Here is a 22,905-nt window from a genome sequence, read left to right as displayed (position 1 = left end):
GGATTTCCTCAGATATTAATTTATATTGAGAACTTTCGAAGCTGCTCTTTACTTTCAGCACTTTTTCAATAAAAGCTGTATACGACAGCGGTTCAGTGTTCTCCTTTTGAACTTCCTTAGTAGAACATGAACTTAACAATGCTAATAATACTAGAAACAGAAAATTTCTCTTCATACATTCTCCTTGTATTAAAGGGCAATTAAAGAAGATCTTTAACTGCCCTTTTAATCACTTTAAAGGTTTACGGCGAAGTAGTAGATCTGCTATTTATTTTAAGAGCAGTGGGATGAACTTTTACATTAACGGGGTAACTATTAGTATAATATCCACCAAGCGAGTCAGAGTACCATTTCTCAACAACTGTTCCGCCTGATGCAACACCTTCATAAAATGCATCAAATGTGCAATACTTATATGCAGGACAATCCATAGTGCCATTCCAACCTACTGCCTCGTTATAAGATCTTGTTTCTTTTACTGAATAGCCGACCTTACTTTGGATTCCGGCAAATATTGCAACTTTAACCTCTCCGGAAAATTCAATATTACCGGAGAATTCAGATCCTTGTGATGTAGATTGTTCTATTTTGAGACCTAATTTAAATAATCCCGCAGAATTCCTATTATCATGTGTGGCTGTTGCAATGAGCTTGAAATATTGAACTGGATAGCCTGTGCTCGCGTTATAGGTGGTTGAAACCTTATAGTTGAGCATGGGAGTAATCCTGCCCCCACTATCGCTGGTTTCAGGCACACCATTGATTGTGGTCGGTGACTCAGGTGCGTAAGTCACAGAAGGAGATTTCTTTTCAGAAGCTGCTCCAGCTGAAGATAGACTACTGAAAAGAAGCAATAATGCTGAAACCGAGGAGATAATTGCACGACTAACGACACGTCTTCTTCTTTTGTTGAACCGAGGTGAGTTCGATTTGTTCGTATTCATAGTCGCATTCCCTTCCATTAATTTTATATGATAGCTGGCCAGCTTATCAACATAATTTACAAGAGCATACATTTGCGATAAAATATGAAATAGACTACTTCTTTGCAGTTGCAAAGAGGTTAGGCTACCGGAACCATTACCAGCCGACCCGCCAAAGTTAACTGGTAATGGTTCTTTCTGTTATCCAGGGAGATCAACACCGTAATAGTTTGTCAAGTTAAATTCAAAAAAGTGAATTCTTGCTTGACAGGAGTATACCACCCAATTGTTGGAAAAGTATATAGCGATCTATGTCGTAATATGTCGTTTAACAAACTTTTAACAAAATTTGTAGTTTGAAATTTGATTCTTTAATCTACAGTTTGGTGTTACCCGCATGGTCTGACCAGTGTTACTGAGCAAAATAGTTTGCTGACACGCAGTTCTCGATGTCGCTCTACTGAGCGGCTTTTTTTCATGGTTCAAATGGAGGAGTTTGGTAAAAAAATTCGAAGTCCTGATAGTGCGAATATACTATCTCGGAATCAATGGGCAGCGTATTGGAGTTCCCATAACACGAGAAGAAGAGATCCTTCTACTTTTCACCACATGGGGGGCTATTATGGAGTAGAGCATCATGATATACGACGAAAACGACAAGTTTATCCGGCAGATCCCAAAGAATAAAAATGTGAAAAACGTACCTTCATTAATGATAACGTCCTTATCATTGTGGTTTTCGATGGGACCGCCGTAATTTACGATCTTCCCCGCCTGCCAAACTGTTTGCGATGTCAGGGTTTAAAGTCAAGTGGAAAAACCTGATTTCTCATTCGTATATAAAAACAAAAAATAGTTGCCGCTAAGAGATTGGACGGTGAAAAATCAAACTACGATAATATCCGCTATGCAGAAAAACAGATATCCAAAAATGACGCGTATAAAGGATTTATAGCTGTTTCCCTTGACAGGTTGTACCATGAACGAAAATTGCGGGACCGTCTGAATGAAGAAGCCGAGCGAGTGAAGGATTTATATAACGCCCTCTCACTACTCGGCCCGGACAAAGAGCATGACGACAAAGTTAAAAGCAACTAACGCACATGGTCGATTGGCCCACGTTAGAAGATGGACAGAAGCAAGAAATGATTGGATCGTATTCAAGTCCATCACCTTACAAACGCCACTGACGCGGCCCAAGGGATTGAAAAACCGGTTCTTCATCAGTCGCGGTCGTATATAGATAAACCCCATTTTGTATTGGACGCACTAGCAAAAAATTCGGCGTATACCTTCTCCGCGTATGCGTCCGTCATCCCGGAAATATAATCCGCGACAAGCCGCTCCCATGGCCATCGGCTCTTCTGCCGTTCGTAGTTCTCCAGCCAGTCCGGCGGCACGATCTGATGACCCGTTTCGTAGCCCTTGAAGCTCTCCCACAGCCGACCGATCATCACTTCGCTCCGCTTGTGCAGCCGCTGTACGCGGAAATCCTGGATCAGCGTTACCCAAGCCAGCTTCTTCAGAATTTCCATCGTCCTCAGCAGCTCCAGGTTCTCCTCTCCGTCCCGGATAAACGTGACCCGTTTCCATCCGGTCTTCGGATCGTCGATGAAGCCCACTTGGCTGGCGAACTTGCCGACCCACCTGGCTTTGATCTCGCGCCTGGCCCGGGAAGGTTCCCCGCCGTTCTCGGCGTAGATTTGCTCCCATTGCTCGAGAAATTGGATGAGGACCCGCTTGACCATCGCGTACATGTCCACCTGGTCCCAGACCATATCCTCGTTCGTCGTGTCGTTCGCGATTTCCTGCATCAGGCTGCGGATCACGCGATCGTCCTCGAAGAAGGAGCGGTTCATCTGGATTTTGCCGGCCCGCATCCCGTCTTCCAAATCGTGCGTCGAATACGCGATGTCGTCGCATAAGTCCATGAGCTGGGCTTCCAGCGTCGCGCAGCCCGCCGGCATGCCCCAGAGATGGCGAAGGTGCTCGATCCCTTCCCATTCCGAGCGGAACACGCCCTTGAGCCTTCCCGGCTCGTCAATGCAATACGGATATTTGTTCACGGCCAGCAGCACGGAGGCGGTCAAGTCCAGGCCGCTGTCGCTTCCCGCCCGTTTCTCGAGGAACATGAGCAGGCGGAAATTTTGCGCGTTCCCTTCGAACTTCAGCCCGTGTTCCTCCATCAGCAGCCGGTTCAGCACTTCTTCTCCTTTGTGTCCGAAAGGAGGATGCCCCAAATCGTGCGCGAGCGACGCGCATTCCACGACATCCGGATCGATCATGAGGCCCGGATGCTCCTTGCGGGCGAGAAACGGGTCGTTCTTGACCAGCTTCCGCGCCACCTCTCTCGCGATCTGGGAAACCTCGAGCGAATGGGTCAGCCGCGTGCGGTAGTAATCCCCGGAGCCCGCTCCGAACACCTGGGATTTGCCCTGCAGCCGCCGAAACGACGGCGAACCGATCAGCCGCGCGTAATCCTTCTCGTATTCGTCCCGATCTTCGCCGGTGCCGGCATGGGCTCCCGATGATTCGTCCAAGCGTATTTTGCGTACGTTCATCTTGTTCCCTTTCTCTCCCGAATGGGCCGTTTGCAAGTGTTTCAACCATTTTACACGATCGGTCCGGCTCTGCAAATGCATGATGTATTTATTACGTCAGATAAGCTCTCATAAAAAGGGGCTGTCCCCAGCCATATCCATGGCCTTCGGGACAACCCTTCCTTCACGCATGCGCGATTTCGACCGCTGACCTCAGCTTTCCTCCCGGTCCCGTCCGGTCAACAGCCACTCACCTGCGATGCCGGGCGTCGTCATCTGGATCGGGTCTAGAATGACGTCGATCTCATCCGGCGTCAGGATGTTCTTCTCCAGAATGAGTTCGCGGATCGGCATCCCGGTCGCCGTCGCTTCCTTGACCAGCCTCGCCGCCACTTCGTAACCGAGATGCGGATTCAGCGCGGTCACGATGCCGAAGCTGCGGTCCACATAGGCGCGGCATTGCTCCCGGTTCGCTTCCATGCCATCCAGCGCGAAGCGTTGGAAGACGTCCGCCGCATTACGCAAAACCTTCAGCGATTGCAGCAGATTAAAGGCGATCACGGGCCCCATCACGTTCAATTCGAATTGCCCCGCTTCGCAGGCCATGCATATCGTATGGTCGTTGCCCATGACCTGGAAGGCCACCTGGTTCACCACCTCGACCATGACCGGATTCACTTTGCCCGGCATGATGGAGGAACCCGGCTGCCGGGGAGGAAGCATGAGCTCCGCCAGGCCCGCGCGCGGTCCGGAGGCCATCATCCGGATGTCGTTGCAGATCTTTGAGAGGTTGACGACGCATACCTTGAGCGAGGCGGACATTTCCGAATAGGCGTCGGTATTCTGGGTCGCGTCCACCAAGTCGTCCGCCGTACGGAGCGGCATGTCCAGATCCTTCGCCAAATGTTCCACGACCCGCGCGATGTACTCGACTTTGGCGTTTAATCCCGTTCCGACCGCCGTCGCTCCGAGATTGACCGTCAGCAAATTATCGGCCGCTCGCCGAATTCGCGCCACATCCCGCTCCAACACCCGGCGGTAAGCGCCGAATTCTTGTCCCAATCGGATCGGAACGGCGTCCTGCAAATGGGTTCGGCCCATTTTGACCACGTCGTCGAATTCCCCCTCCTTGAGAGAGAAGCCGCCGACAAGCCCCTCCAATGCCTCAAGCAGCAGCTGGGTCAGCCGGTAAGCCGCGATGCGGAGCGCGGTCGGAATGGCATCGTTCGTCGATTGGGCCATGTTCACGTGATTGTTCGGGCTGCAGTGGAAATAATCCCCTTTGGCGTATCCGAGAAATTCCAGCGCCCGGTTGGCCAACACCTCGTTCATGTTCATGTTGATGGACGTTCCCGCGCCGCCCTGGATCGAATCGGAAATGAACTGGTCCGCGAACTTGCCCTCCGCCACCTCGTCGGCCGCGCGGATGATCGCTTGCGCGATCCGTTCCGGCATCAGCTTCAGCTCGGCGTTTGTGCGCGCCGCAGCCCTCTTCACATGGGCCAACGCCCACAACAGCTCGGCATGGACGGGCACGCCCGTGATCGGGAAATTTTCCACCGCCCGCATCGTCTGAATGCCGTAATACGCGTCAGCCGGGACCTCTTTCTCGCCCAGAAAGTCCTTCTCGATTCTGCCTGCCGCCATGAGAACCCATCCCCTTCGCATAGTCGCTTCCAGCTTCTCCCTTATTGTATCAAATCCCGCGGGAAAAACCCTCCCCATACGACGGGCATGAAAATACCGCGGAGGATGTACCCGCGGTTCTGGAAGTCAATCCGCGCTCTGGACCCAAACGTTCTTGAAATCGATCCAGCCGAGCGGGCCCATGGTTACCCCGCGGATTCCCGGCTGGAAAGACGTATTCACTTTCTTATGGATCAGGAACATGACGTGCGCCTCCTCCCTCAAACGGCGTTCGATCCGTTCCAGGAATACGCGCCTCTCATCGGCATTCGGAGCATCGAGCGCAAGGTCGATCATCTCCCTGGCCCACCTTTGAAGCTCCGGATCCAGATTTTCCTTCAAATAGCTGCCGGCCTGTTCGTAGGTCTCGATTTCGCAAACATCGTCCTCGGCGAATTTGATCCCGTAAAGGATCGCGTCCGCATCCGAGAAGTCGTGCTTCTCGGCCGTACTCTTGTCAATCCGTCGAACCCGAATGTTCACCCCGTACTTCGCGCATTGCTTGCCGATCCACTCCGCATCCTCCACATGGACGCCCCGGGCAAACAAGGTAACCGGCGTCCCGTCGTAACCCGCTTCGCGGAGTAAAGCAAGCGCCCGTTCAGGTTCCGATTCGTCATTCCAATTCGGCATCGACTCGTCCGGACGGAAACCGCGCGCAGGGTACATTCGGTCGTCGCCGAGATCGCGGATCATGGCGTTCCGGTCGATCAACGCATCGATGGCTCGCCGGAACGCCATCGACCGCTGCGGACCTTCCTTCATCAGATTCCAAGTGAGCAGCGTGCAACCCTGCCATAACGTCTCCACGGTCTGCCACTCTTCTTCCGGGCTAGTTTCCGAGACCTCATGATCGCTAACCAGCTTCTCCCAGCTTCTCTGCGAACAACCCCCGTGCTCTTCCGGCATGAACGCGATCACGACGCCGTCCACATGGGCCCTGCCCATGAAATAATCGGTGTGCGCAGCCATCACGAAACGATCCATCGTCCATTCCGTCGCCATAAACGGACCCGTGCCGACCGGGCATCTCCAGAAACGTGCTTCGTCCTGCTCGACCAAGTCCCGCGGCAGAATCGAGACGGCCGCCGAGCACATGAACCGGTGAAAAATCCGGTTCGGCTTATTCAACTCGATGCGGACGGTCCGCGAACCCAAGGCTTCCGCCTTGACCAGCGTCCGCAGCACCCAGCTGTGGCTCTTGCCTTCCCGCAGCCGATCCAAGGTGAAAATCACGTCATCCGCCGTTAACTCGCGTCCGTGGTGAAAACGGACACCCTTGCGCAAATGGAATTGCCACACCGTCGCATCGCCGTTTTTCTCCCACGCATGGGCCAAAGCGGGCATGACACGGCAGGAGGCGGCATCGTATTGAACCAACCGGTCGAATAGCTGCCGAACCAGATGCCCATCGAAGGCGCTGTACACTTCCGCCGGATCCAGCGTATGAATCGGCGTATGAACCGGCAGGCGCAGCGTATCCACCTGCCGTTTGCCGTCCGGCGTTTCCGTTCGGTAGCCGAAGTGCAGATCCAGCCATTCGGTGAATCTTTCTTTGACGTTCGTCCCTTCCCCGTAAGCGTGGATCATTTCGAACGCCTGCTTGTAATCCCCGCGCAGGGCCATTTTCTTGGCGACGTCCAGCAGCAGGGAATCCCGGTCCGTACGGAAAACGAGCCGGGATCGGTTGCCACGTCCTCTTCCCGGCAACCAGTCGATCCACCCGTCCTCCTCCATTTTGCGAAGGACAAGCTTCACGTTCCGGGTCGAGCAATACAGCGTGTCGGCCAACTCCTCCAAGGAAACCTCGACGGGAGCGCCAATCCCCGAGCCATCTACGAAACGCTGATACAAATCCAGATACCGTTCCGCCGTTGCCGTCTGCATAGGATCGTATTCCTCCTGGGTGGAAAAAAGGGGAAATCTTTTACATCGATTCTACACTTTTTATCCTCTTTTGACGAGAGCATAATGAGGATACAGACCGGAAAGAGGAGGTGTTCCAATGTTTCAAACGTATGGTACTTTCCACGAAGAGTTAATGATGCAATACCGCCAAGCGGAAATGAACAAAAGGGTTCGATCGGGGCTTTATATCCGGGAAATCATCTCCGACCCCTCGAACGCGCAAGTTCATACCGGGAACCGGCAAAGCTTCTGGCTCAAATGGTTCCCCGGCAGGCGGCTCAACACTTCCGTGAAGTGACGGCCGCCTTTTTTGTTGCCCTGCGTTAGGTGAAAAAAAGAGGAAGTATTTTTCATTCAATCTTCACTTTTTATCCCCTTTTGACTGAAGCATAATGAGGTCGTAACCGAGAGGGGGAAAATGGAAGTGATACAGCACCACAACCACTACCATGTCGAGAAAATGATGGAGCTGCGGCAGGCGGAGATGGTTCGAAACATGAACCGATACGCGGATGCCGATCTGGTAGCTCCGGATCAGACCGTGCCGTATTCGCATCCCAATCGGAAATTCTGGCATCGATGGTTCGGCCGCCGCCGGCCCGAGACAACCCATAACCAAGGAGAGAACGCGAATGATCCAAATCCAAAGCACGTATTACGTCGAGAAAATGATTCAACTCCGGCAAGAGGAATGGAACCGGAACAGCCGCCTGGGCATGTACCTCAAGCAGGCTCTTGAGCGAAAACCGAATGCGAGTCCGCTGTCGGGCAAGTTGCGGGGATTCTGGAACAAATGGTTGAATAGAGAACGGCTGCGCACTTCGTCGAAGTGACAGCCGTTTTTTTTGCTTATATGCGATCTGCACACAATCCGATTGCATGGCTGAAACCTTACTTCCCGAACAGACTCCGATACCGGCCGTATCCTTCCTCCTCCAGCCGGTCGACCGGAATGAAGCGCAGCGCCGCTGAGTTGATGCAGTACCGAAGGCCCCCGGCTTCTCTCGGCCCGTCCGGGAAGACATGCCCCAAGTGCGAATCCGACGCGCGGCTTCTCACTTCGGTACGGATCATCCCATGCGAGTAATCTTCCTTCTCCTCGATGGTGCCGGCGTGAATCGGCTTGGTGAAGCTCGGCCAGCCGCAGCCCGAATCGAACTTGTCGAGCGAGGTAAACAACGGCTCTCCCGATACGATATCGACGTAGAGCCCTTCTTCGTGGTTGTTCCAGTATTCGTTGCGGAAAGGCGGCTCGGTCGCATTGTTCTGCGTGACTTCGAACTGCATGGGAGTCAGCTTGCTTCTGAGCTGCTCGCGATCTTGGTCCGTGTTCCAGTGCCGGGCGAGGAAATCCGGGCGACCCGAGCCTCTGCTGTAATACTTGTAGCGGATCGGGTTCTTCTTGTAATAATCCTGGTGGTACTCTTCCGCCGGATAGAAGGCGGATGCCGGCTCGATCGCCACCGCGATCGGTTTCGGGAACCGGCCGCTTTCCTCAAGCTCCCTCTTCGACGCTTCCGCTTGCGCCCGTTGCTGCTCGTTATGGTAGAAAATCGCCGGCCGGTAAGAGGAGCCCCGGTCGTGGAACTGGCCTCCCGCATCGGTAGGATCGACGTTCCGCCAATAGATATCCAACAGCTTCCGATAGGGGAACTGCTCCGGATCGAACGTGATCTGGACCGCCTCCGTATGTCCCGTCGTTTCGCTGCAAACCTGCTCGTAAGTCGGGTTTTCCACATGCCCGCCCGTATAGCCGGAAACGACCTTCTCGATCCCCGGCATTTCGTCGAATGGTTTCACCATGCACCAGAAGCAGCCTCCGGCGAACGTCGCCTGCTCCAGCGCCCCATTTAGCCGATCCGTCATCTTCCATCACCTCTCGCTCTTGTCATGACCTCATTGTATACGAAATCCATGGTCTCGAAACACTTGAAGCGCCGGCTCCGACGTCAAATACCGATAGAAAGCCGATACTTCCTGCGGGTGCTTGGAGGCGGCCACGATTCCGAACGGGTAGACGATGGGATCGTGGGCATCATCCGGGATGTCGAGCGCCGCGGCGACCCGTTCGGACGGTCCGGCATCGGTGCGGTACACGAATCCGGCATCGGCATTGCCCGACTCCACGAGGGTCAGCACTTGCCGCACGTCCTTGGCAAACACGAGTTTGTCTTGAAGCTTGTCCCACAGCCCCAGCGCGGTTAGCGCTTGCTTGGCGTACATACCGGCAGGGACGGTGTTCGGCTCGCCGATCGCAATGTTGCGGTATCCCGGTTTCAGCAGCGCCTCCGGCGACTCGACGCGTTCGCGTGAATCCGCGCTCAAGATTAGAACCAACCGGTTGGACAACACATCGCGGCTTTCGCTAACCAGCTTCTTCGCCGTCAAAGCGTCCATCTGCTTGCGGCCGGCGGACAGGAACAGGTCGGCGGGCGCTCCTTGCTCGATTTGCTTCTGCAACGTACCGGACGAACCGTAATTGAACCGGATGTCGACCTCGGGGTGGTCCTTCCCGTAATCCGCGCCGATCCGTTCCAAGCTGTCTTTTAAGCTGGCGGCAGCCGAGACGAGCAAGATGGTCCTCTCTTGCTTGCCTCCGGATTTGCCGCAGGATGCGAGAAGCAAAGTGGCGGCAACCGCAAGTACAAGCAGCAGGATTTTCGCTATTTTCATGATCCCCGGTTCTCTCGAACCCTCTGCCCTCCTCTAGCCGACCCGCAGCCCCAAAATAACCAAGTCGCGTTCGATACCGTCGAGGTTCGCGACCTTCGGAAGAAAGCCCCATTGCTCGAATCCGCATGCCCGCAGAAGCGCCAAGCTCGGTTCGTTGTGTCCGAACACGAAGCCGACAAGCGTCTTGACCGCAAGACGCGGGCATTCCTCGATCGCCATCCGGACCAGCCGTTTGCCCAGTCCCCTCGATCGGTAATCCGCGAAGATATAGATGCTGACTTCCGCCGTACCCATGTACGCCGGCCGCCCGTAGAAGGAGGAGAAGCTGAACCAGGCGACGACGCGACCTTCGTCCTTCACCACCCACAACGGGCGCCTGTCGGGCGAATGCTCTTCAAACCAGCGGCGTCTGCTTTCCACGGATACCGGTTCAAGGTCGGCGGTTACCATCCGGCCCGCGACGGTGGAATTATAAATGTCGACAATGGCGGGCAAATCCTCCCATTGCGCGTCCGCGATGACATATCCGTTCTGCATTCGGAGTCCCTCTTTCTCTGCGGCGTCTTGCTTTCCGGGTTTAGCCTCTATGGATTTATCATATCACGAATGCACGTTGATCAGGAACGATACCGGACGAACGCCGTCACGTATCCAACTACAATGGCCGCCATGACGCCTATCGCGAACGTGATGTAGTTGAAAAAAACCGTATTCGTATATTGGTTGAATAGAGACCGGCCGATTAAGAGCGAGCGGGGATTCCCCGGTTTACCGCCCAACGTGGAGAAGATCCCGTCCGCATGCAGCTTGGCCAGCCATCCCAGCAGGATGCCCAGGCAGAAGACGATGATCAGCCATTCGACCGAAAACTTTCCTTCTCGGAACCCGTTCAGGAACAAATATTGGGTCAGCGTAACCAATATCGCGAGGAAAGCCAGATTGATCGGGATCAGCAGGAAAACGAAGGCCAATGCGGGGTTTCCGTTCCCTGACATCCCCCCGCCGGGAACGACTTTAAACGTGAACAAGTCAACCAAACCGAGACAGACGATATTGAGGAAAAACAGCAGAATCAACGCGAACACCACGGTCCTAAGTCGGGCAGGCGTCATCGCGGTCGTCCCTCTCCTCTACAGTTTGATTTTCACGTAGTGCTCCGCCGTCGGGATCGAATCGAAGAACGGAGCGAGCAGGTTTTTCCATTCCTCGAATGCCTCCGACCGCCGGAAACCGACCCTGTGATCGGTAAGGGTGTCCCACTGGACGAGCAGGATGTATTTGTCGGCTTCTTCCACGCACTTATGAAGCTCGTGCGAGCGGTGTCCCCTTGCGGCGGATAGGATGATCGACGCTTTGCGGAACTGGCTCTCGAACTCGTTCATCAAGCCCGGCTTGACGTTCAGTATCGCGACTTCGGTGATCATCGGATCCCTCCGTTTCCGGCAATCGTCAGATGCTTCGAGCAATTATAGAGCGCGCAATCCCATTGTCCGTCACGCAATCGGATCAACGTAACCGAAGTGTTGTCGAGGACGGTATCGGTATCTAGATCCGGCATCACTCCCTTTAAGGCAAGGCGAAGGATGTTGCCGTGGCTGACCGCGAGAATTCTCCTTCCGGGATGCAGCGCCGCAACGTCGCGGATGAACGCCGCCCCTCTTGCGGTGCCTGCCGCATCCGTCTCTATCCCAAGCTCCAACTTTCGCCAATCCGTTCCCCATCGGGAGACCCGTTCCTCTTCCGTCGTTCCTTCGGCCAACCCGCGGTTCAATTCCCGCAGACGCGCATTGAAGCGAATTTCGTTCAGCGGGAGCGCTTCAAGCAGGATCTCGGCGGTCTGCCGCGCCCGCGGCAAATCGCTGGCGTACAGCGCATCCCAACTTTCCAGGCTTAATCTGTCCGCCAAAGAGCGAGCTTGACGCCAGCCTTCCTCGTCGAGCGGATTCCCGGCGTGCCCCTGCATCCGGCGCTCTCGGTTCCAATACGTGCTTCCGTGGCGGATCAACGCGATCAGCGTCAAGCGCAACACTTCCTTTCCCCTTTATAGGGTCGAAATCTATTCGCTCCTCCTATTCAATGGCTTCGTTTATAAGCACCATATGTATGTGGTCTTCCCATATGCCGTTGATTTTCAGATACTTCTTCGCCAGCCCTTCATTCTGAAAGCCCAGCTTCTCCACGACCCGGAGGGAAGCGCGGTACCTTGGCATGATGTTGGCTTCGATGCCGAAGCGGTTCCCATTCCCGGAGAAATTCATAGCTTCTCTTCCCCCATCGTGTCCGCTTCCGTTGGTTTTTCCAAAATCAACCGATGCCCGGATATCCGATAGCGGAGACCGATTGCGCCCAACATCACGTAGACTTGATCCTCGTAAGCGAATAATTCGGCGCCCGGATGATAGCGGCTGGCGCGATTCAGGACCACGGGCTGCCGATCCGGGAAGGAAAACGTGTATTCCTCATCCCGTTGGCTCATGTACTTGCGAAACGCCCTGGCCCGGATATAAGTTTCGCCATCCAAGTTTAACAAAGTGTAGGTAGACTGAGGTTCCGGGTAAATCTCGAAATCGCCTCCCTCGATTACATAATCGGGAGACGCTTGCAGAATCGATCGGAGATGGTCACGCGTATAGGGGACGTGAAGCATCCTCTCGTTTATTTGTTCCATCAGCTCGATGATCTTGGACATCCCAAGCAACATAAAACCGCCAATGACGCTCAATGCGATGACAATCAGATTACCATCCGCGAGTCCCAGGAGGATTCCCACCACCAAGATGAGTGTCCCCGCTATGTTCATTAAGATGTTCAAAGCGCCCCTCCTCTCTTTTTCCATGTTATCACAACGGCTTTCGCGTGATCATCCCACTCGGACCCCATTTCGCTCCTCCAAACCGATGACATGCAGAAGTTCCGGAAGCCATTGTATGATGTATTTCGGTTCGTGGTTCAACGGCAGCTCGATGTTCTTGCGATTGTAGAAGCAGAAATCGATGCCGGCGTTCACCGCGCCATGGTAATCGTCGCTGAGGGAGTCGCCGATGAAGAGTACTTCCTCCCGCTCCAGCGCCAGTTCGCGAAGCGCAATGTCGAAAATTTCCTTCTTCGGTTTCCGAACCCCGACCTCGTCCGAAACGACGATCGAATGGAACAGATCCCCGATGTCGCCGGCTTGAAGCCTTTTACGCTGGGCTTCGTGAATTCCGTTCGAAACGATGCCGAGCCGGAAACGGTCCTTCACGCGGGCCAAGACGTCCTTCGCTCCATCTTCGAAATGGCAGATCGCGCAAAAATACCTCCAGTACGTTTCTGTTAATCGGTTATGGAACGTATCGTCCTTCCGTAACGTATCCCGGAAAGAATTGCGCAGCACCTCTGCAATCGACTTGACCGTTCCTCCGTTGACGAAATCCATCCAATACCGGTAATTGTGCTCGAGGAACGTTTTCCAGAACGATTCCCATTGCGAGGGTTCATCCGTGAACAGTCCGTGATCCTTGCACGTTCTCTTCATGGAGTCGAGCTCGCAGAGGTCATAGTTGAGCAGCGTGTTATCCAGATCGAAAATGATCGCCTTATACATTTAAATGGCAGCCTGCCTTTCCGTTGTTTCGGATTGAAACGTTTTAACGAACGAAACCGAGTATCGAAGAAGTCTACCACATTTTCCAGTAAAATCAATAACGAATTTTCTCGCTCGCACACCTGCATAGAAAGAAAGGACATCCTCCGGAGTCGTATGACTTCCGTGAGACTGTCCTTGTCTTTACGCGAACGGTCGGGTTTGCACACCCCGTCAGGGGACCAATGGTAATAATTCCGCCAGATTCCGGATCGTATGAATAGGCTTTGCTTTCAGACCGTCTCTCCAAGGTTGGTTCACTTGCATCCAGATGGTCTGCATGCCAGCTTTGCAAGCTCCTTCGATATCGTTGGCGGGATGGTCTCCGATGTATAGGCATGCTTCGGCATGTAAGCTTAATCGCTCAAGCGCCATTTCGAAGATTCTCGAATCCGGCTTCTTCACACCCGCTTCCTCGGAAACCAATATGACATCAAACAGTTCACGAATCCCTAATCGATCGATTTTCCCATATTGAATCCGCGTCTTGCCGTTGGTGATCAATCCGATCTTGAACCGGGCTTTCAGATCCTGAAGGACCTCCCGGGCTTGGTCCATCAATACGGCGTTGTTCACGTATTCTCGGCCATAGTATTCCATCAGTTCCGCTACAGATGGCTTGACCTTCCAAGGCAATTCCTCAAGCAATTCGGTAAACAGTTCTTCTTTATCCTTATACCCATCTCGATCCAGCACGATGATTCTCTCGACAATGTCTTGCTTGGTATCGGCATCACCCAAATAGGAATCCACGAAGGACTCCGCGAAGCGCCTGAAAGTTAGGGTTCGATCCAATATCGTATTGTCCAAATCAAACAGTACCGCCCGGGTCCAATTCATGCTCTCCTCCGCCTATATGCTGTTTTTCTACCATTTCCGGATGTACCCCGACTTTCTCAAAATGACTTCAATCGACGGATTCAAACCTGGAATCGGCTCCTCCAGCGAAAAATACCGAAGCTCCGAACTCTCCTCATCATTGACGCAGGGAACCCCTTCGACTCCGTCCGCTTCGTAAACCGCCGTAACGTTATAGATCTCGTCCCCATGCGGATATTTGTAGTACATGTCCTTGCCGGATAATAAAGCAATAAACCGCAGTGAACGGGCGCGCAGGCCGGCCTCTTCGTAAAGCTCCCGATGTGCCGCTTCCTCCAAGGACTCTCCTGGCTCAAGCGAACCTCCGATGGTTCCCCAGTCCAGCGTGTCCGTACGTTTCTGCAGTAACAGATGCCGTTCTTCGTTGAATACGAGAACGCACGCCCCGACCATGATCAAGGGCTGCGTACCGACAATTTTCCTCAAATCCATGATATAACCCATTGGACCTATACCTTTCCGGCTTCGACATCGTCATTCGATCCGTCTAGCTCGAATTCTCCACTGATTCTAAGCCCCTTGATTACTATCAATCCGAGCCTAACAGGGAAATAGAGCAAGAGAGAAAAGAAGGACCCCATGAGGAAAAAGATAATGGGGCACAAAAATAAACCCATCAAGCCCGCCGTAATCCCCGTATAAGTATTGCCGTTCAGGTTCACCGTTACATTGCCGCCGAGCAAACTTAAGATAAGGACGATAAACGCAATAAACACGCTCAACGATAACGCGGACAAAACACAGAATCGATAGAAGGAACCGAACTTGACTCGCCTGATTTGGATTTCGTTAACGGTCAAATGAAATTCTCCTTTGAGTTGAAGAATGAGGTTCCTATTTCGATTTCCCGAATGCTTGTGACCTTGTTTCCTTCAAATTGAATGCATTCGATATAGGGCATCTTATCCGCAATCGCCAAGAAGTCGTCCAATCCGAAATCGGGTCGGAAGTGGTTGAGGATCGTACTCAAAGCGGTCCCGTGCGTGCCGATCATTACGTTTTTGCCGGGATTTGCATCCAGGATTTGATAGAGCGCGGAAACATTCCGCTTCTGCACTTCCCGCAGCGATTCCCCGTTGCCCAGCTTGAAATCGAAATCGTTCCACTGGCTCGCCGCAAACGCCCGAAAATCGTCGACCCACTCCCCGACTTTCCGTTCCCGAAGATCATGAACGAGTGTTATCTCTAAACCGAGATACTCGGATATGTCTTTGACGGTATCGATCGTTCTCCGATAAGGGCTAGAGTAAACCGCGGTAATGTTTCTTTCTTTCAAGGCCTCGGTTACTTTCTTCGCGTCTTCGCGACCTTTCTTCGTAAGCGGCCGAATCGCATCCTCCCTAACGGAAAGATCGGACTCGGCATGTCGGACGAAATATAACGATGTCACCTCTTAACCTTCCTTTATGTGGAAATACGTTCAGTTGAACTCCGTTTCGAACGAGCATTCGAATCTTTCGACGTTCGGATATTTCTCCCCTAAGCTGACAATGACGAATCCGATATTCCGATAGAAATCCACCGCTTCTTCGTCGGTCTCCGCCACGATTTTCCGCGGGCGAATCAGATCAATCAGCTCCAAAATCATACCCCGTCCGTAGCCTAACCCTCTAAATTCCGGATGAACGGAGATATGGGCAATCTTCACCACTTCGTCCGGCAATGATTCATAACCGAGAATCCCTATGATTTCGTCATCCAAAGAATAGCCCATGATCTTCCCTTGATTGGATTCATATTTCTCAAACGTCTTTTGAATCACTTCCGGATCGGGGAAAACCGCATAAGCGATCAGCTCTTGAATGCCTCGGTTCCCCAGCATGTCCTTGATATCGATCAGCAAAGCTGCTCACCCTCCATTTGGCATTCAGTTCGAATATACCATGATTTCTATTCTCCTGGATCAACTAGTTTGGACTAACCTTTCGAAGATGACTTCATAGTGAGTCGGTTTGCCGTGTCCGTTATAGTTCGTGGGCAACACTTGAACGAGCCGCCATCCTTCTTTGGCATACTCCTCGATGGTTTCCCGATGCGTCGCTTCTGTGAAAAATCCTCCAAGCGACGTTTCAACGAATATATACTCATAGCATCGAAAACACCTTCCTTTTGTTGTGTTTGCTGATTGATACTGCTTTTGAATATCTCGTTAATATTATAACAATAATCTCCATTGCCAAATGAATTGAAAAGCCCGTCATACAAGCCATATGCTTGTAAACGGGCTTGGGTCATTTTGTCAAACTTCCATTAAGCGGAAAATGGGTTTAGATACTAGCCATTGATCAAATCGGCTTTTTGCAACAATCTTCTGACCATCACCGCAGTTTGCGCACGGGTAATCTTCACATGAGGTTTCAGCTGTTGATCGTATCCTTGCACAATCCCTTGTTTTACAGTTGACGCAACGGCTTCTACAGCCCATTCTCCAATTTGATCGGCATCTTTAAAGCCACTGAGCAGATGAACGGCCTCACTCTTGCTTTGAATCGGTGTAAGATCTACAAGCTTCATCGCCCTGGACAAAATCGCCATCGCCTCAACCCGACTTATGGATTCGTTCGGTCGGAACGAGCCATCCTCGTCACCGTAAACAAGTCCGAATCCTGCCGCCAACTGAATCGCTTCCTGATACCATTCTCCGCTGCGCACGTCCGTAAAGGATCGGTCAATCAATGTCTCGTTTTCCGTCAATCCCATCGCTCTAACGATAATGGCCGCAAACTCCGCGCGGGTAATCGCTTTGTCCGGCTCAAACAAGGTTTCGCTTACGCCTTCGATAATCATTCGGGAGCCCATATCGTTCACGTCCGCCTTGCTCCAATGATTTTCAACGTCTGCAAAGGTTTTGGGAGACGAGACAACCGAATATACACTGTTGCTTAAGCTGTTGATAATTGCATAAAACTTGCCGTTCTCAGATACGACTTTAGTCGGGACATGCCTGATCTTACCGTCTGTGTCTAGAACAACGCCAGTCGTTATTTTTGAATAATCGACATCATCCGGAATCGGAATCATCCGTTGCACGTAACTGGTAAACCGGTCAATTTTCAACGTATGGCCATTGTAGGTCGCCTTAACCTCGAATTCCACAGGCTGAACCATTATCGTTATCTTTTTCTCTCCGGCCGCCGATTGAACCAGCCTGACGGTATTGCTCGCAGGCTCTGCTATCGTAATGCTGATTTTAATATCTTTAAGAGCTGCATCTTGGCCGAATTTAGCGGATACGATGTCCATGTTGATTTGATCTGCAGGCAACGTATAGGTGCCTCGTTCAGTCTTCATTACTACCTTGGTGTCTTTGCCCTCAAGTGCTTTGACTAACTGACCGTTCATTTCCCCGATTACAACATTCGAATTTCCGTTGAAAGGAATCGTCAATGTTCGGCTATTGTTGCCCACCATAATGTTCGACAGAACTTTCTCGTTGTCAACCACGATGGTAGTAACCGTTTTGTCCCCGTCTTTGGTCGTTCGGATCGTAGCGGACCGTTCCTGTGTAACTCCGTCTACGATAATTTCGATCTTGTCATCGGTAATTCCACCGCCGCCAGCGGCACCCTTTTCATTCGCGTTGGATGGCTTGCCGTTTACGGTCAATACGAACGTGTCTTGAGCCGTTCCGCCGTTCCCGTCCGATACCGTCACCGTAATCGTCGCCGTTCCGCTCCGATTCGCAGCCGGCGTCACCGTCAACGTCCGGTTTGCTCCGCTCCCGCCGAGCGTCAGGTTCGCTACGTTATTCGGCACGAGCGTCGTGTTGCTTGAAGTTGCCGTTACACTCAAACTTCCCGGCGCCGTCTCCGCGTCCCCCACCGTGAACGACAGAGCGGAAGCCGATCCGTTCTCATTTACCGTTACATTCGTGATGTCGGATATGGTCGGCGGGTCATTTACTGTCAGCACGAATGTGTCCTGCGCCGTGAGCCCGCCTTCATCCTGTACCGTCACCGTAATCGTCCCCGTTCCAATCTGATTCGCTGCCGGCGTCACCGTCAACGTCCGGTATGCTCCGCTCCCGCCGAACTTCAGGTTCGCTACGTTATTCGGCACGAGCGTCGTGTTGCTCGAAGTTGCCGTCACACTCAAACTTACCGGCGACGTCTCCGCATCCCCCACCGTAAACGACAGGACGGAAGTCGATCCGTTCTTATTCATCGTTAAGTCGGTGATATTCGAAATGGATGGTTTACCGTTAACGGTCAACACGAACGTGTCTTGAGCCGTTCCGCCATTCCCGTCCGATACGGTTATCGTAATCGTCGCCGTGCCGCTCTGATTCGCGGCCGGCGTCACCGTCAACGTTCGGTTTGCTCCGCTCCCGCCGAGCGTCAGGTTCGCTCCGTTATTCGGCACGAGCGTCGTGTTGCTCGAAGTTGTCGATACACTCAAACTTCCCGGCGCCGTCTCCGCATCCCCCACCGTAAACGACAGAGCGGAAGTCGATCCGTTCTCATTTACCGTTACATTCGTGATGTCGGATACCGTCGGCGGATCATTTACCGTCAGAACGAATGTGTCTTGCACCGTGAGCCCGTCTTCATCCGATACGGTCAATGTAATCGTCGCCGTTCCGCTCTGATTCGCAGCCGGCGTCACCTTCAACGTCCGGTCTGCTCCACTCCCGCCGAGCGTCAGGTTTGATTCGTTATTCGGCACGAGTGCCGTGTTGCTCGAAGTTGCCGTTACACTCAAACTTCCCGGCGCTGTCTCCGCATCCCCCACCGTAAACGACAGGGCGGAAGTCGCTGTATTCTTATTTATTGCTTGGTCGGTGATATTCGAAATGGATGGTTTACCGTTAACGGTCAACACGAACGTGTCTTGAGCCGTTCCGCCGTTCCCGTCCGATACCGTCACCGTAATCGTCGCTGTCCCGCTCTGATTCGCGGCCGGCGTCACCGTCAACGTCCGGTTTGCTCCGCTCCCGCCGAGCGTCAGGTTCGCTCCGTTATTCGGCACGAGTGTCGTGTTGCTCGAAGTTGCCGTCACACTCAAACTTCCCGGCGCTGTCTCCGCATCCCCCACCGTAAACGACAGAGCGGATGTCGATCCGTTCTCATTTACCGTTACATTCGTGATGTCGGATACCGTCGGCGGATCATTTACTGTCAGCACGAATGTATCCTGCGCCGTGAGCCCGTCTTCATCCGATACGGTCAATGTAATCGTCGCCGTTCCGCTCTGATTCGCAGCCGGCGTCACCGTCAACGTCCGGTCTGCTCCACTCCCGCCGAGCGTCAGGTTCGCTCCGTTATTCGGCACGAGCGTCGTGTTGCTCGAAGTTGCCGTTACACTCAAACTTCCCGGCGCTGTCTCCGCATCCCCCACCGTAAACGACAGAGCGGAAGTCGCAGCATTCTTATTTATCGTTACATTCGTGATGTCGGATACGGTCGGCGGGTCAGTTACTGTCAGCAAGAATGTGTCTTTGGCCTTGAGCCCGCCTTCATCCTGTACGGTCACCGTAATCGTCGCCGTTCCGCTCTGATTCGCTGCCGGCGTCACCGTCAACGTCCGGTTTTCGAAGTTCCCGCCGAGCGTCAGGTTCGCTCCGTTATTCGGCACGAGCGTCGTATTGCTCGAAGTTGCCGTTACACTCAAACTTCCCGGCGCTGTCTCCGGATCTCTCACCGTAAACGACAGAGCGGAAGTCGATGCATTCTTATTAATCGTTTGGTCGGTGATATTCGACACGGATGGGGGATAGTTTATGTAATACACCAGTTGCGCCTGTTCCGATCCATGATCGTACGCACGAATTGAAATATAGTTTGGAGGAGTACTTTCGATCTCGTTCCCTTTTAATACAAATGAAATAATATCATTTTTTGATGGATCCAACTGATTATTCACATAAGTCGTAACATCGAATTCTTTGTATTGACCGACAGTAATGTTTGTATCTTTGTTTTCATAAATCGGTGTTAATATGGTCGGAAAACCGTTACTTGAACTCCAATTATCCGTTTCTGTCCCATATAAATTAACGTAAGGAACCCCTGTCTTATCGACCACAAACACCCTTAATATCGCTTGAGAGACTGTGTCTAGTCCACTAGGCATATTAAACCTGATCGCCGTCTTTGAAGCGCCGCCAAACGACGTGTAACCAACAAAATTTTCATTGTGGAAACTGCTATCGCTAAGACCGCCGTCCACAGGTCCATAATCGTCTGCAAACATGTCGAAGGAAGCAAAAGCGGTTGCAGCACTCACTTGCGCATGAGGAACAAATAGACCGATAAAGCATAAACACAGGAAACTCAGAAGTTTTCTCCGTATTTTAATCATAACCTCATCCACCTCTTAAAAAAGTCTAAATCAGCTACTCAAGCAAACCGGCATCCGATACCTAAACTGTAAGCAACAGCATTACTACTGCACCCAAAATTAACATACTTTACCTCCAAAAAATCGTCAATACGAATCGTCAATTGCGATTCCTTTTCGCGATTTCCCAGTATCTCGACGACTCATCCCATGCTCAGTAAAAAAGGGAGCAAGTTCTTGTCCTAACCCAAGGACATGAACTTGCTCCTACAAGAGGGTTCAAGGATATTAATAGTTCCTTCCGAATTGCTCTTCAAAAAATGATCTTATGCGCTCTTCGAATTCCGGATTGGACTCGTAGTAAATGTGATGAATCTGGTTTGGAATGAACCCCAGCTTCATTTCTTCGCCCTTGTAAAGGCTGATCCCGAAAATAAACCCCGTCCGGCCTTCTTGGTTGATGTCAGGTGTCAGTTGGATGTCCTTAATTTGACCGATCCAATGCTGGATCTTCTGCCGATCCTTAATGGTCTTTCTCTCCCCAGTAGACCCGTCCAGCAGCTCCACTCGACCGACTTCCGAGATATCCCCCGGGTAAGCTTCTGCTAATGTGATCGGCTTAAGATCGATCGTTTCCGTCTTGCCTTGGCATCCCATGACGAGAAGCAATATCGCGACGATGATCGCTCGTTTCATAATCCCCACCCCGCCTCGGTAAACATTACCTTTTTCCTTCTCATACTACCGACGGTGAAGGGATTCGTAATGTTTCAAGCTGGTCAAATATGCCTCACAACGAACCCGATCAAATAGGATCCCGGAATGAGAACGAATTGAGCCAGCATCGTTCCGAAAAACCTCGTCGTCATCAACATCACGTAAATTTTTCCTAGCTGATGCCTCTGTTCTTCATGGTTCAAAGCTTTATCCGTAATCAGCCCCAGCTGCGGGTCGATGAAGATGGTTAGCAAAATCGTAGCGATCCCGTTGATGATTCCGGAAGCTTGTGAAGCTGTGGTGCTGAATTCCGGAAACAAGTGAGCCGCGTATAAGGAAGATAATACGCCGACCGTATAGAAGGAAGTCACGATCATGTTAAGCAGAATAAACTTCTTGGAGATCCCCAAGTATCTGTATTGGCTCAACCTGAACCTCGGAACCTTCAGATAGTGCTTTGTGTTTTTCAATTGTCCCAATGAAACGCTCGCGATTAGCTTGGGAATGGAGCCCGCGACTTCCAGCCTGGAGATCATTCGCCCGAACAAGCTCACGAAGGTCGGAAACAAGATGATCGCGATCAGCGTCCCAACGGATGAAGCAAGTATGATCATTCTCAAATGTCTCAGCAGATCGAACGAAACATGGCTTTTCGCGAAATCCACAAACTTGGCGGCCATAGGGGCCTGTATCAAATTCGCCGTTCTCGAAACGAGTACAATGATCCCCGTCAGCGATAACGCTACTGCGATCTTATTCATTCGCACGCCTGCCAACCGAATGGAATAGGACAACGTTTCGGCGACATGAATGATCATGGTCATAACGAAAACGATGATTAGATTCGTCGTCAATTCTCTGATCACCACCGACTTCTCCGTTATCGTTCGTACATTTAAAAAAGCCGAGTGCTGCGAACACTCGGCGGTCAAACGACTATACCTATACCTCTTTGTTAATATAATCTCTTGGAATAGCTCTCGTGTAAAGCTTTCGATACTTCTTCTTCCGATACCCCTAATGGTCTTGCATGCGCCGCGATCATTCTTGGTACATTCGGCAGCTCTTTATCGTCCAACCACGACTCCTGATCCCACAAGCGGGATCTTTTAAAAGCCTTGGCGCAATGGACAAAACATTCTTCAACTACTACGCCGATGCCGAGCAAAGGAGGTTTTCCGTTCACTTCCATACGCTGGAGCAGATTCGCGTCTTTCATGATTTGCGCCGTTCCGTTGATTCTCAATGTCTCTTCAAGCCCGGGGATGACAAATATCAAGCCTACCTTGGGATTCATCATAATGTTCCTCAAGGTATCGATCCTTCGATTCCCTGGCCGTTCCGGAATGACGATTCGCTTCTCATCCACGATATGTACGAATCCGGGCCCATCCCCTCTGGGAGAAACATCGCACGAGCCACATTCATCCGAAGACGAAATAAACAGCAACGGAGAGAGGGTAATAAACTGCCTCACGTGGGAATCCAAATGATCAATGACCTTATGATTGACGAGTTGACTTGGATAGCCGATAATATCCCGGATCTCTTGAGTCTGTAAAATAAAGTGTGTAAACTCTCAAACCTGTTAGAATAAAAGCAGCAGAAAGGTTGGGGAGTACACATGGGTTTATGGACGAAGGAGCAACTCCGAGCATTCATCAAGGAGAACAAGCTG

26 protein-coding genes are annotated in these 22,905 nt (G+C 52.0%); 3 read left to right on the top strand and 23 right to left on the bottom strand.

The features are described from left to right. Positions 1-242 precede the first annotated feature (242 nt). Positions 243-1,058: a hypothetical protein gene (locus GE107_RS09255; RefSeq protein WP_219639414.1), complete on the bottom strand. Its 816-nt coding sequence runs from the start codon at positions 1,056-1,058 to the stop codon at positions 243-245. A gap of 735 nt (positions 1,059-1,793) precedes the next feature. On the opposite strand from GE107_RS09255, the gene GE107_RS09250 reads away from it, so the two are divergent. Further along, the gene (locus tag GE107_RS09250) at positions 1,794-2,021 is read left to right on the top strand and encodes a hypothetical protein (protein ID WP_219639413.1); all 228 of its coding nucleotides are present in this window, start codon (positions 1,794-1,796) and stop codon (positions 2,019-2,021) included. Between the two features lie 125 nt (positions 2,022-2,146). Here GE107_RS09250 and GE107_RS09245 read toward each other — a convergent pair whose 3' ends face one another. From GE107_RS09245 to GE107_RS09235, 3 genes are all read right to left on the bottom strand, one after another. Beyond that, the gene (locus tag GE107_RS09245; protein ID WP_219639412.1) at positions 2,147-3,484 is read right to left on the bottom strand and encodes a deoxyguanosinetriphosphate triphosphohydrolase family protein; all 1,338 of its coding nucleotides are present in this window, start codon (positions 3,482-3,484) and stop codon (positions 2,147-2,149) included. Positions 3,485-3,676: 192 nt separating this feature from the next. Further along, the gene (locus GE107_RS09240) at positions 3,677-5,110 is read right to left on the bottom strand and encodes an aspartate ammonia-lyase (protein ID WP_219639411.1); all 1,434 of its coding nucleotides are present in this window, start codon (positions 5,108-5,110) and stop codon (positions 3,677-3,679) included. A 126-nt stretch (positions 5,111-5,236) separates the two neighbouring features. Next, the gene (locus GE107_RS09235; protein ID WP_219639410.1) at positions 5,237-7,036 is read right to left on the bottom strand and encodes an ABC transporter substrate-binding protein; all 1,800 of its coding nucleotides are present in this window, start codon (positions 7,034-7,036) and stop codon (positions 5,237-5,239) included. Positions 7,037-7,154: 118 nt separating this feature from the next. On the opposite strand from GE107_RS09235, the gene GE107_RS09230 reads away from it, so the two are divergent. Both GE107_RS09230 and GE107_RS09225 read left to right on the top strand, forming a co-directional pair. Continuing rightward, the gene (locus GE107_RS09230; RefSeq protein ID WP_219639409.1) at positions 7,155-7,355 is read left to right on the top strand and encodes a hypothetical protein; all 201 of its coding nucleotides are present in this window, start codon (positions 7,155-7,157) and stop codon (positions 7,353-7,355) included. Between the two features lie 334 nt (positions 7,356-7,689). After that, positions 7,690-7,890, top strand: coding sequence for a hypothetical protein (locus tag GE107_RS09225; protein WP_219639408.1), 201 nt, complete (start codon positions 7,690-7,692; stop codon positions 7,888-7,890). Between the two features lie 58 nt (positions 7,891-7,948). Here GE107_RS09225 and msrA read toward each other — a convergent pair whose 3' ends face one another. The 19 genes from msrA to GE107_RS09130 all read right to left on the bottom strand — a co-directional run bounded on the left by msrA (position 7,949) and on the right by GE107_RS09130 (position 22,791). Further along, on the bottom strand, positions 7,949-8,923 hold the full coding sequence (gene msrA / locus GE107_RS09220) for a peptide-methionine (S)-S-oxide reductase MsrA (RefSeq protein WP_219639407.1): 975 nt from the start codon (positions 8,921-8,923) through the stop codon (positions 7,949-7,951). Positions 8,924-8,953: 30 nt separating this feature from the next. Further along, complete coding sequence (gene modA, locus GE107_RS09215) at positions 8,954-9,730, bottom strand: molybdate ABC transporter substrate-binding protein (RefSeq protein WP_255570355.1); 777 nt, start codon at positions 9,728-9,730, stop codon at positions 8,954-8,956. Between the two features lie 33 nt (positions 9,731-9,763). Next, positions 9,764-10,267 (bottom strand): GNAT family N-acetyltransferase, encoded by a 504-nt coding sequence (locus GE107_RS09210; RefSeq protein WP_219639406.1) that lies wholly within the window; start codon positions 10,265-10,267, stop codon positions 9,764-9,766. Between the two features lie 80 nt (positions 10,268-10,347). Further along, positions 10,348-10,842, bottom strand: a complete 495-nt coding sequence (locus GE107_RS09205; RefSeq protein WP_219639405.1) for a hypothetical protein — start codon at positions 10,840-10,842, stop codon at positions 10,348-10,350. A gap of 18 nt (positions 10,843-10,860) precedes the next feature. Then, on the bottom strand, positions 10,861-11,154 hold the full coding sequence (locus GE107_RS09200; protein ID WP_219639404.1) for an antibiotic biosynthesis monooxygenase family protein: 294 nt from the start codon (positions 11,152-11,154) through the stop codon (positions 10,861-10,863). Next, the gene (locus tag GE107_RS09195) at positions 11,151-11,750 is read right to left on the bottom strand and encodes a histidine phosphatase family protein (RefSeq protein ID WP_219639403.1); all 600 of its coding nucleotides are present in this window, start codon (positions 11,748-11,750) and stop codon (positions 11,151-11,153) included. The genes GE107_RS09200 and GE107_RS09195 overlap by 4 nt, the downstream gene beginning before the upstream one ends. A gap of 49 nt (positions 11,751-11,799) precedes the next feature. Further along, entirely contained in the window at positions 11,800-11,988 is a 189-nt protein-coding gene (locus tag GE107_RS09190; RefSeq protein ID WP_370636327.1) for a GNAT family N-acetyltransferase, read from the bottom strand. Continuing rightward, positions 11,985-12,542: a hypothetical protein gene (locus GE107_RS09185; RefSeq protein ID WP_219639402.1), complete on the bottom strand. Its 558-nt coding sequence runs from the start codon at positions 12,540-12,542 to the stop codon at positions 11,985-11,987. The genes GE107_RS09190 and GE107_RS09185 overlap by 4 nt, the downstream gene beginning before the upstream one ends. A 48-nt stretch (positions 12,543-12,590) precedes the next feature. Next, the gene (locus GE107_RS09180; protein ID WP_219639401.1) at positions 12,591-13,313 is read right to left on the bottom strand and encodes a YjjG family noncanonical pyrimidine nucleotidase; all 723 of its coding nucleotides are present in this window, start codon (positions 13,311-13,313) and stop codon (positions 12,591-12,593) included. Between the two features lie 213 nt (positions 13,314-13,526). Next, positions 13,527-14,192 carry an HAD family hydrolase gene (locus GE107_RS09175; RefSeq protein WP_219639400.1) on the bottom strand — a complete coding sequence of 222 codons (666 nt, stop codon included), beginning with the start codon at positions 14,190-14,192 and terminating at the stop codon, positions 13,527-13,529. Between the two features lie 27 nt (positions 14,193-14,219). Next, entirely contained in the window at positions 14,220-14,663 is a 444-nt protein-coding gene (locus tag GE107_RS09170; protein ID WP_370636326.1) for an NUDIX hydrolase, read from the bottom strand. A 17-nt stretch (positions 14,664-14,680) separates the two neighbouring features. Further along, positions 14,681-15,031, bottom strand: a complete 351-nt coding sequence (locus GE107_RS09165; protein WP_219639398.1) for a hypothetical protein — start codon at positions 15,029-15,031, stop codon at positions 14,681-14,683. Then, positions 15,028-15,621 carry a histidine phosphatase family protein gene (locus GE107_RS09160; RefSeq protein WP_219639397.1) on the bottom strand — a complete coding sequence of 198 codons (594 nt, stop codon included), beginning with the start codon at positions 15,619-15,621 and terminating at the stop codon, positions 15,028-15,030. The genes GE107_RS09165 and GE107_RS09160 overlap by 4 nt, the downstream gene beginning before the upstream one ends. Before the next feature lie 30 nt (positions 15,622-15,651). Continuing rightward, positions 15,652-16,074 (bottom strand): GNAT family N-acetyltransferase, encoded by a 423-nt coding sequence (locus GE107_RS09155; RefSeq protein ID WP_255570354.1) that lies wholly within the window; start codon positions 16,072-16,074, stop codon positions 15,652-15,654. A 60-nt stretch (positions 16,075-16,134) separates the two neighbouring features. After that, on the bottom strand, positions 16,135-16,311 hold the full coding sequence (locus GE107_RS09150; protein ID WP_370636343.1) for a DUF4177 domain-containing protein: 177 nt from the start codon (positions 16,309-16,311) through the stop codon (positions 16,135-16,137). A gap of 194 nt (positions 16,312-16,505) precedes the next feature. Further along, positions 16,506-19,841, bottom strand: a complete 3,336-nt coding sequence (locus GE107_RS09145) for an Ig-like domain-containing protein (RefSeq protein WP_370636325.1) — start codon at positions 19,839-19,841, stop codon at positions 16,506-16,508. 957 nt (positions 19,842-20,798) lie between these two features. Continuing rightward, on the bottom strand, positions 20,799-21,206 hold the full coding sequence (locus tag GE107_RS09140; protein WP_219639395.1) for a hypothetical protein: 408 nt from the start codon (positions 21,204-21,206) through the stop codon (positions 20,799-20,801). A gap of 83 nt (positions 21,207-21,289) precedes the next feature. Next, a complete protein-coding gene (locus tag GE107_RS09135; protein WP_219639777.1) occupies positions 21,290-22,081 on the bottom strand; it encodes a lipid II flippase Amj family protein in 792 nt (263 codons plus the stop codon). 101 nt (positions 22,082-22,182) lie between these two features. Further along, positions 22,183-22,791, bottom strand: a complete 609-nt coding sequence (locus GE107_RS09130) for a pyridoxamine 5'-phosphate oxidase family protein (RefSeq protein WP_219639775.1) — start codon at positions 22,789-22,791, stop codon at positions 22,183-22,185. Positions 22,792-22,905 lie beyond the last annotated feature (114 nt).

The sequence above is a fragment of the Cohnella sp. CFH 77786 genome (genome assembly GCF_019400745.1).
Classification (GTDB): domain Bacteria; phylum Bacillota; class Bacilli; order Paenibacillales; family Paenibacillaceae; genus Cohnella.
Note: the sequence above shows the minus strand (reverse complement) of the source record. Positions and strands in the feature narration are given on the sequence as shown.

What these genes read in the sequence shown, in the direction of transcription:
- GE107_RS09245 (WP_219639412.1), bottom strand. Translation starts at nt 3,484, where the DNA reads ATGAACGTACGCAAAATACGCTTGGACGAATCATCGGGAGCCCATGCC.
- GE107_RS09240 (WP_219639411.1), bottom strand. Translation starts at nt 5,110, where the DNA reads ATGGCGGCAGGCAGAATCGAGAAGGACTTTCTGGGCGAGAAAGAGGTC.
- GE107_RS09235 (WP_219639410.1), bottom strand. Translation starts at nt 7,036, where the DNA reads ATGCAGACGGCAACGGCGGAACGGTATCTGGATTTGTATCAGCGTTTC.
- GE107_RS09230 (WP_219639409.1), top strand. Translation starts at nt 7,155, where the DNA reads ATGTTTCAAACGTATGGTACTTTCCACGAAGAGTTAATGATGCAATAC.
- GE107_RS09225 (WP_219639408.1), top strand. Translation starts at nt 7,690, where the DNA reads ATGATCCAAATCCAAAGCACGTATTACGTCGAGAAAATGATTCAACTC.
- msrA (WP_219639407.1), bottom strand. Translation starts at nt 8,923, where the DNA reads ATGACGGATCGGCTAAATGGGGCGCTGGAGCAGGCGACGTTCGCCGGA.
- modA (WP_255570355.1), bottom strand. Translation starts at nt 9,730, where the DNA reads ATGAAAATAGCGAAAATCCTGCTGCTTGTACTTGCGGTTGCCGCCACT.
- GE107_RS09210 (WP_219639406.1), bottom strand. Translation starts at nt 10,267, where the DNA reads ATGCAGAACGGATATGTCATCGCGGACGCGCAATGGGAGGATTTGCCC.
- GE107_RS09205 (WP_219639405.1), bottom strand. Translation starts at nt 10,842, where the DNA reads ATGACGCCTGCCCGACTTAGGACCGTGGTGTTCGCGTTGATTCTGCTG.
- GE107_RS09200 (WP_219639404.1), bottom strand. Translation starts at nt 11,154, where the DNA reads ATGATCACCGAAGTCGCGATACTGAACGTCAAGCCGGGCTTGATGAAC.
- GE107_RS09190 (WP_370636327.1), bottom strand. Translation starts at nt 11,988, where the DNA reads ATGAATTTCTCCGGGAATGGGAACCGCTTCGGCATCGAAGCCAACATC.
- GE107_RS09180 (WP_219639401.1), bottom strand. Translation starts at nt 13,313, where the DNA reads ATGTATAAGGCGATCATTTTCGATCTGGATAACACGCTGCTCAACTAT.
- GE107_RS09175 (WP_219639400.1), bottom strand. Translation starts at nt 14,192, where the DNA reads ATGAATTGGACCCGGGCGGTACTGTTTGATTTGGACAATACGATATTG.
- GE107_RS09170 (WP_370636326.1), bottom strand. Translation starts at nt 14,663, where the DNA reads ATGGATTTGAGGAAAATTGTCGGTACGCAGCCCTTGATCATGGTCGGG.
- GE107_RS09140 (WP_219639395.1), bottom strand. Translation starts at nt 21,206, where the DNA reads ATGAAACGAGCGATCATCGTCGCGATATTGCTTCTCGTCATGGGATGC.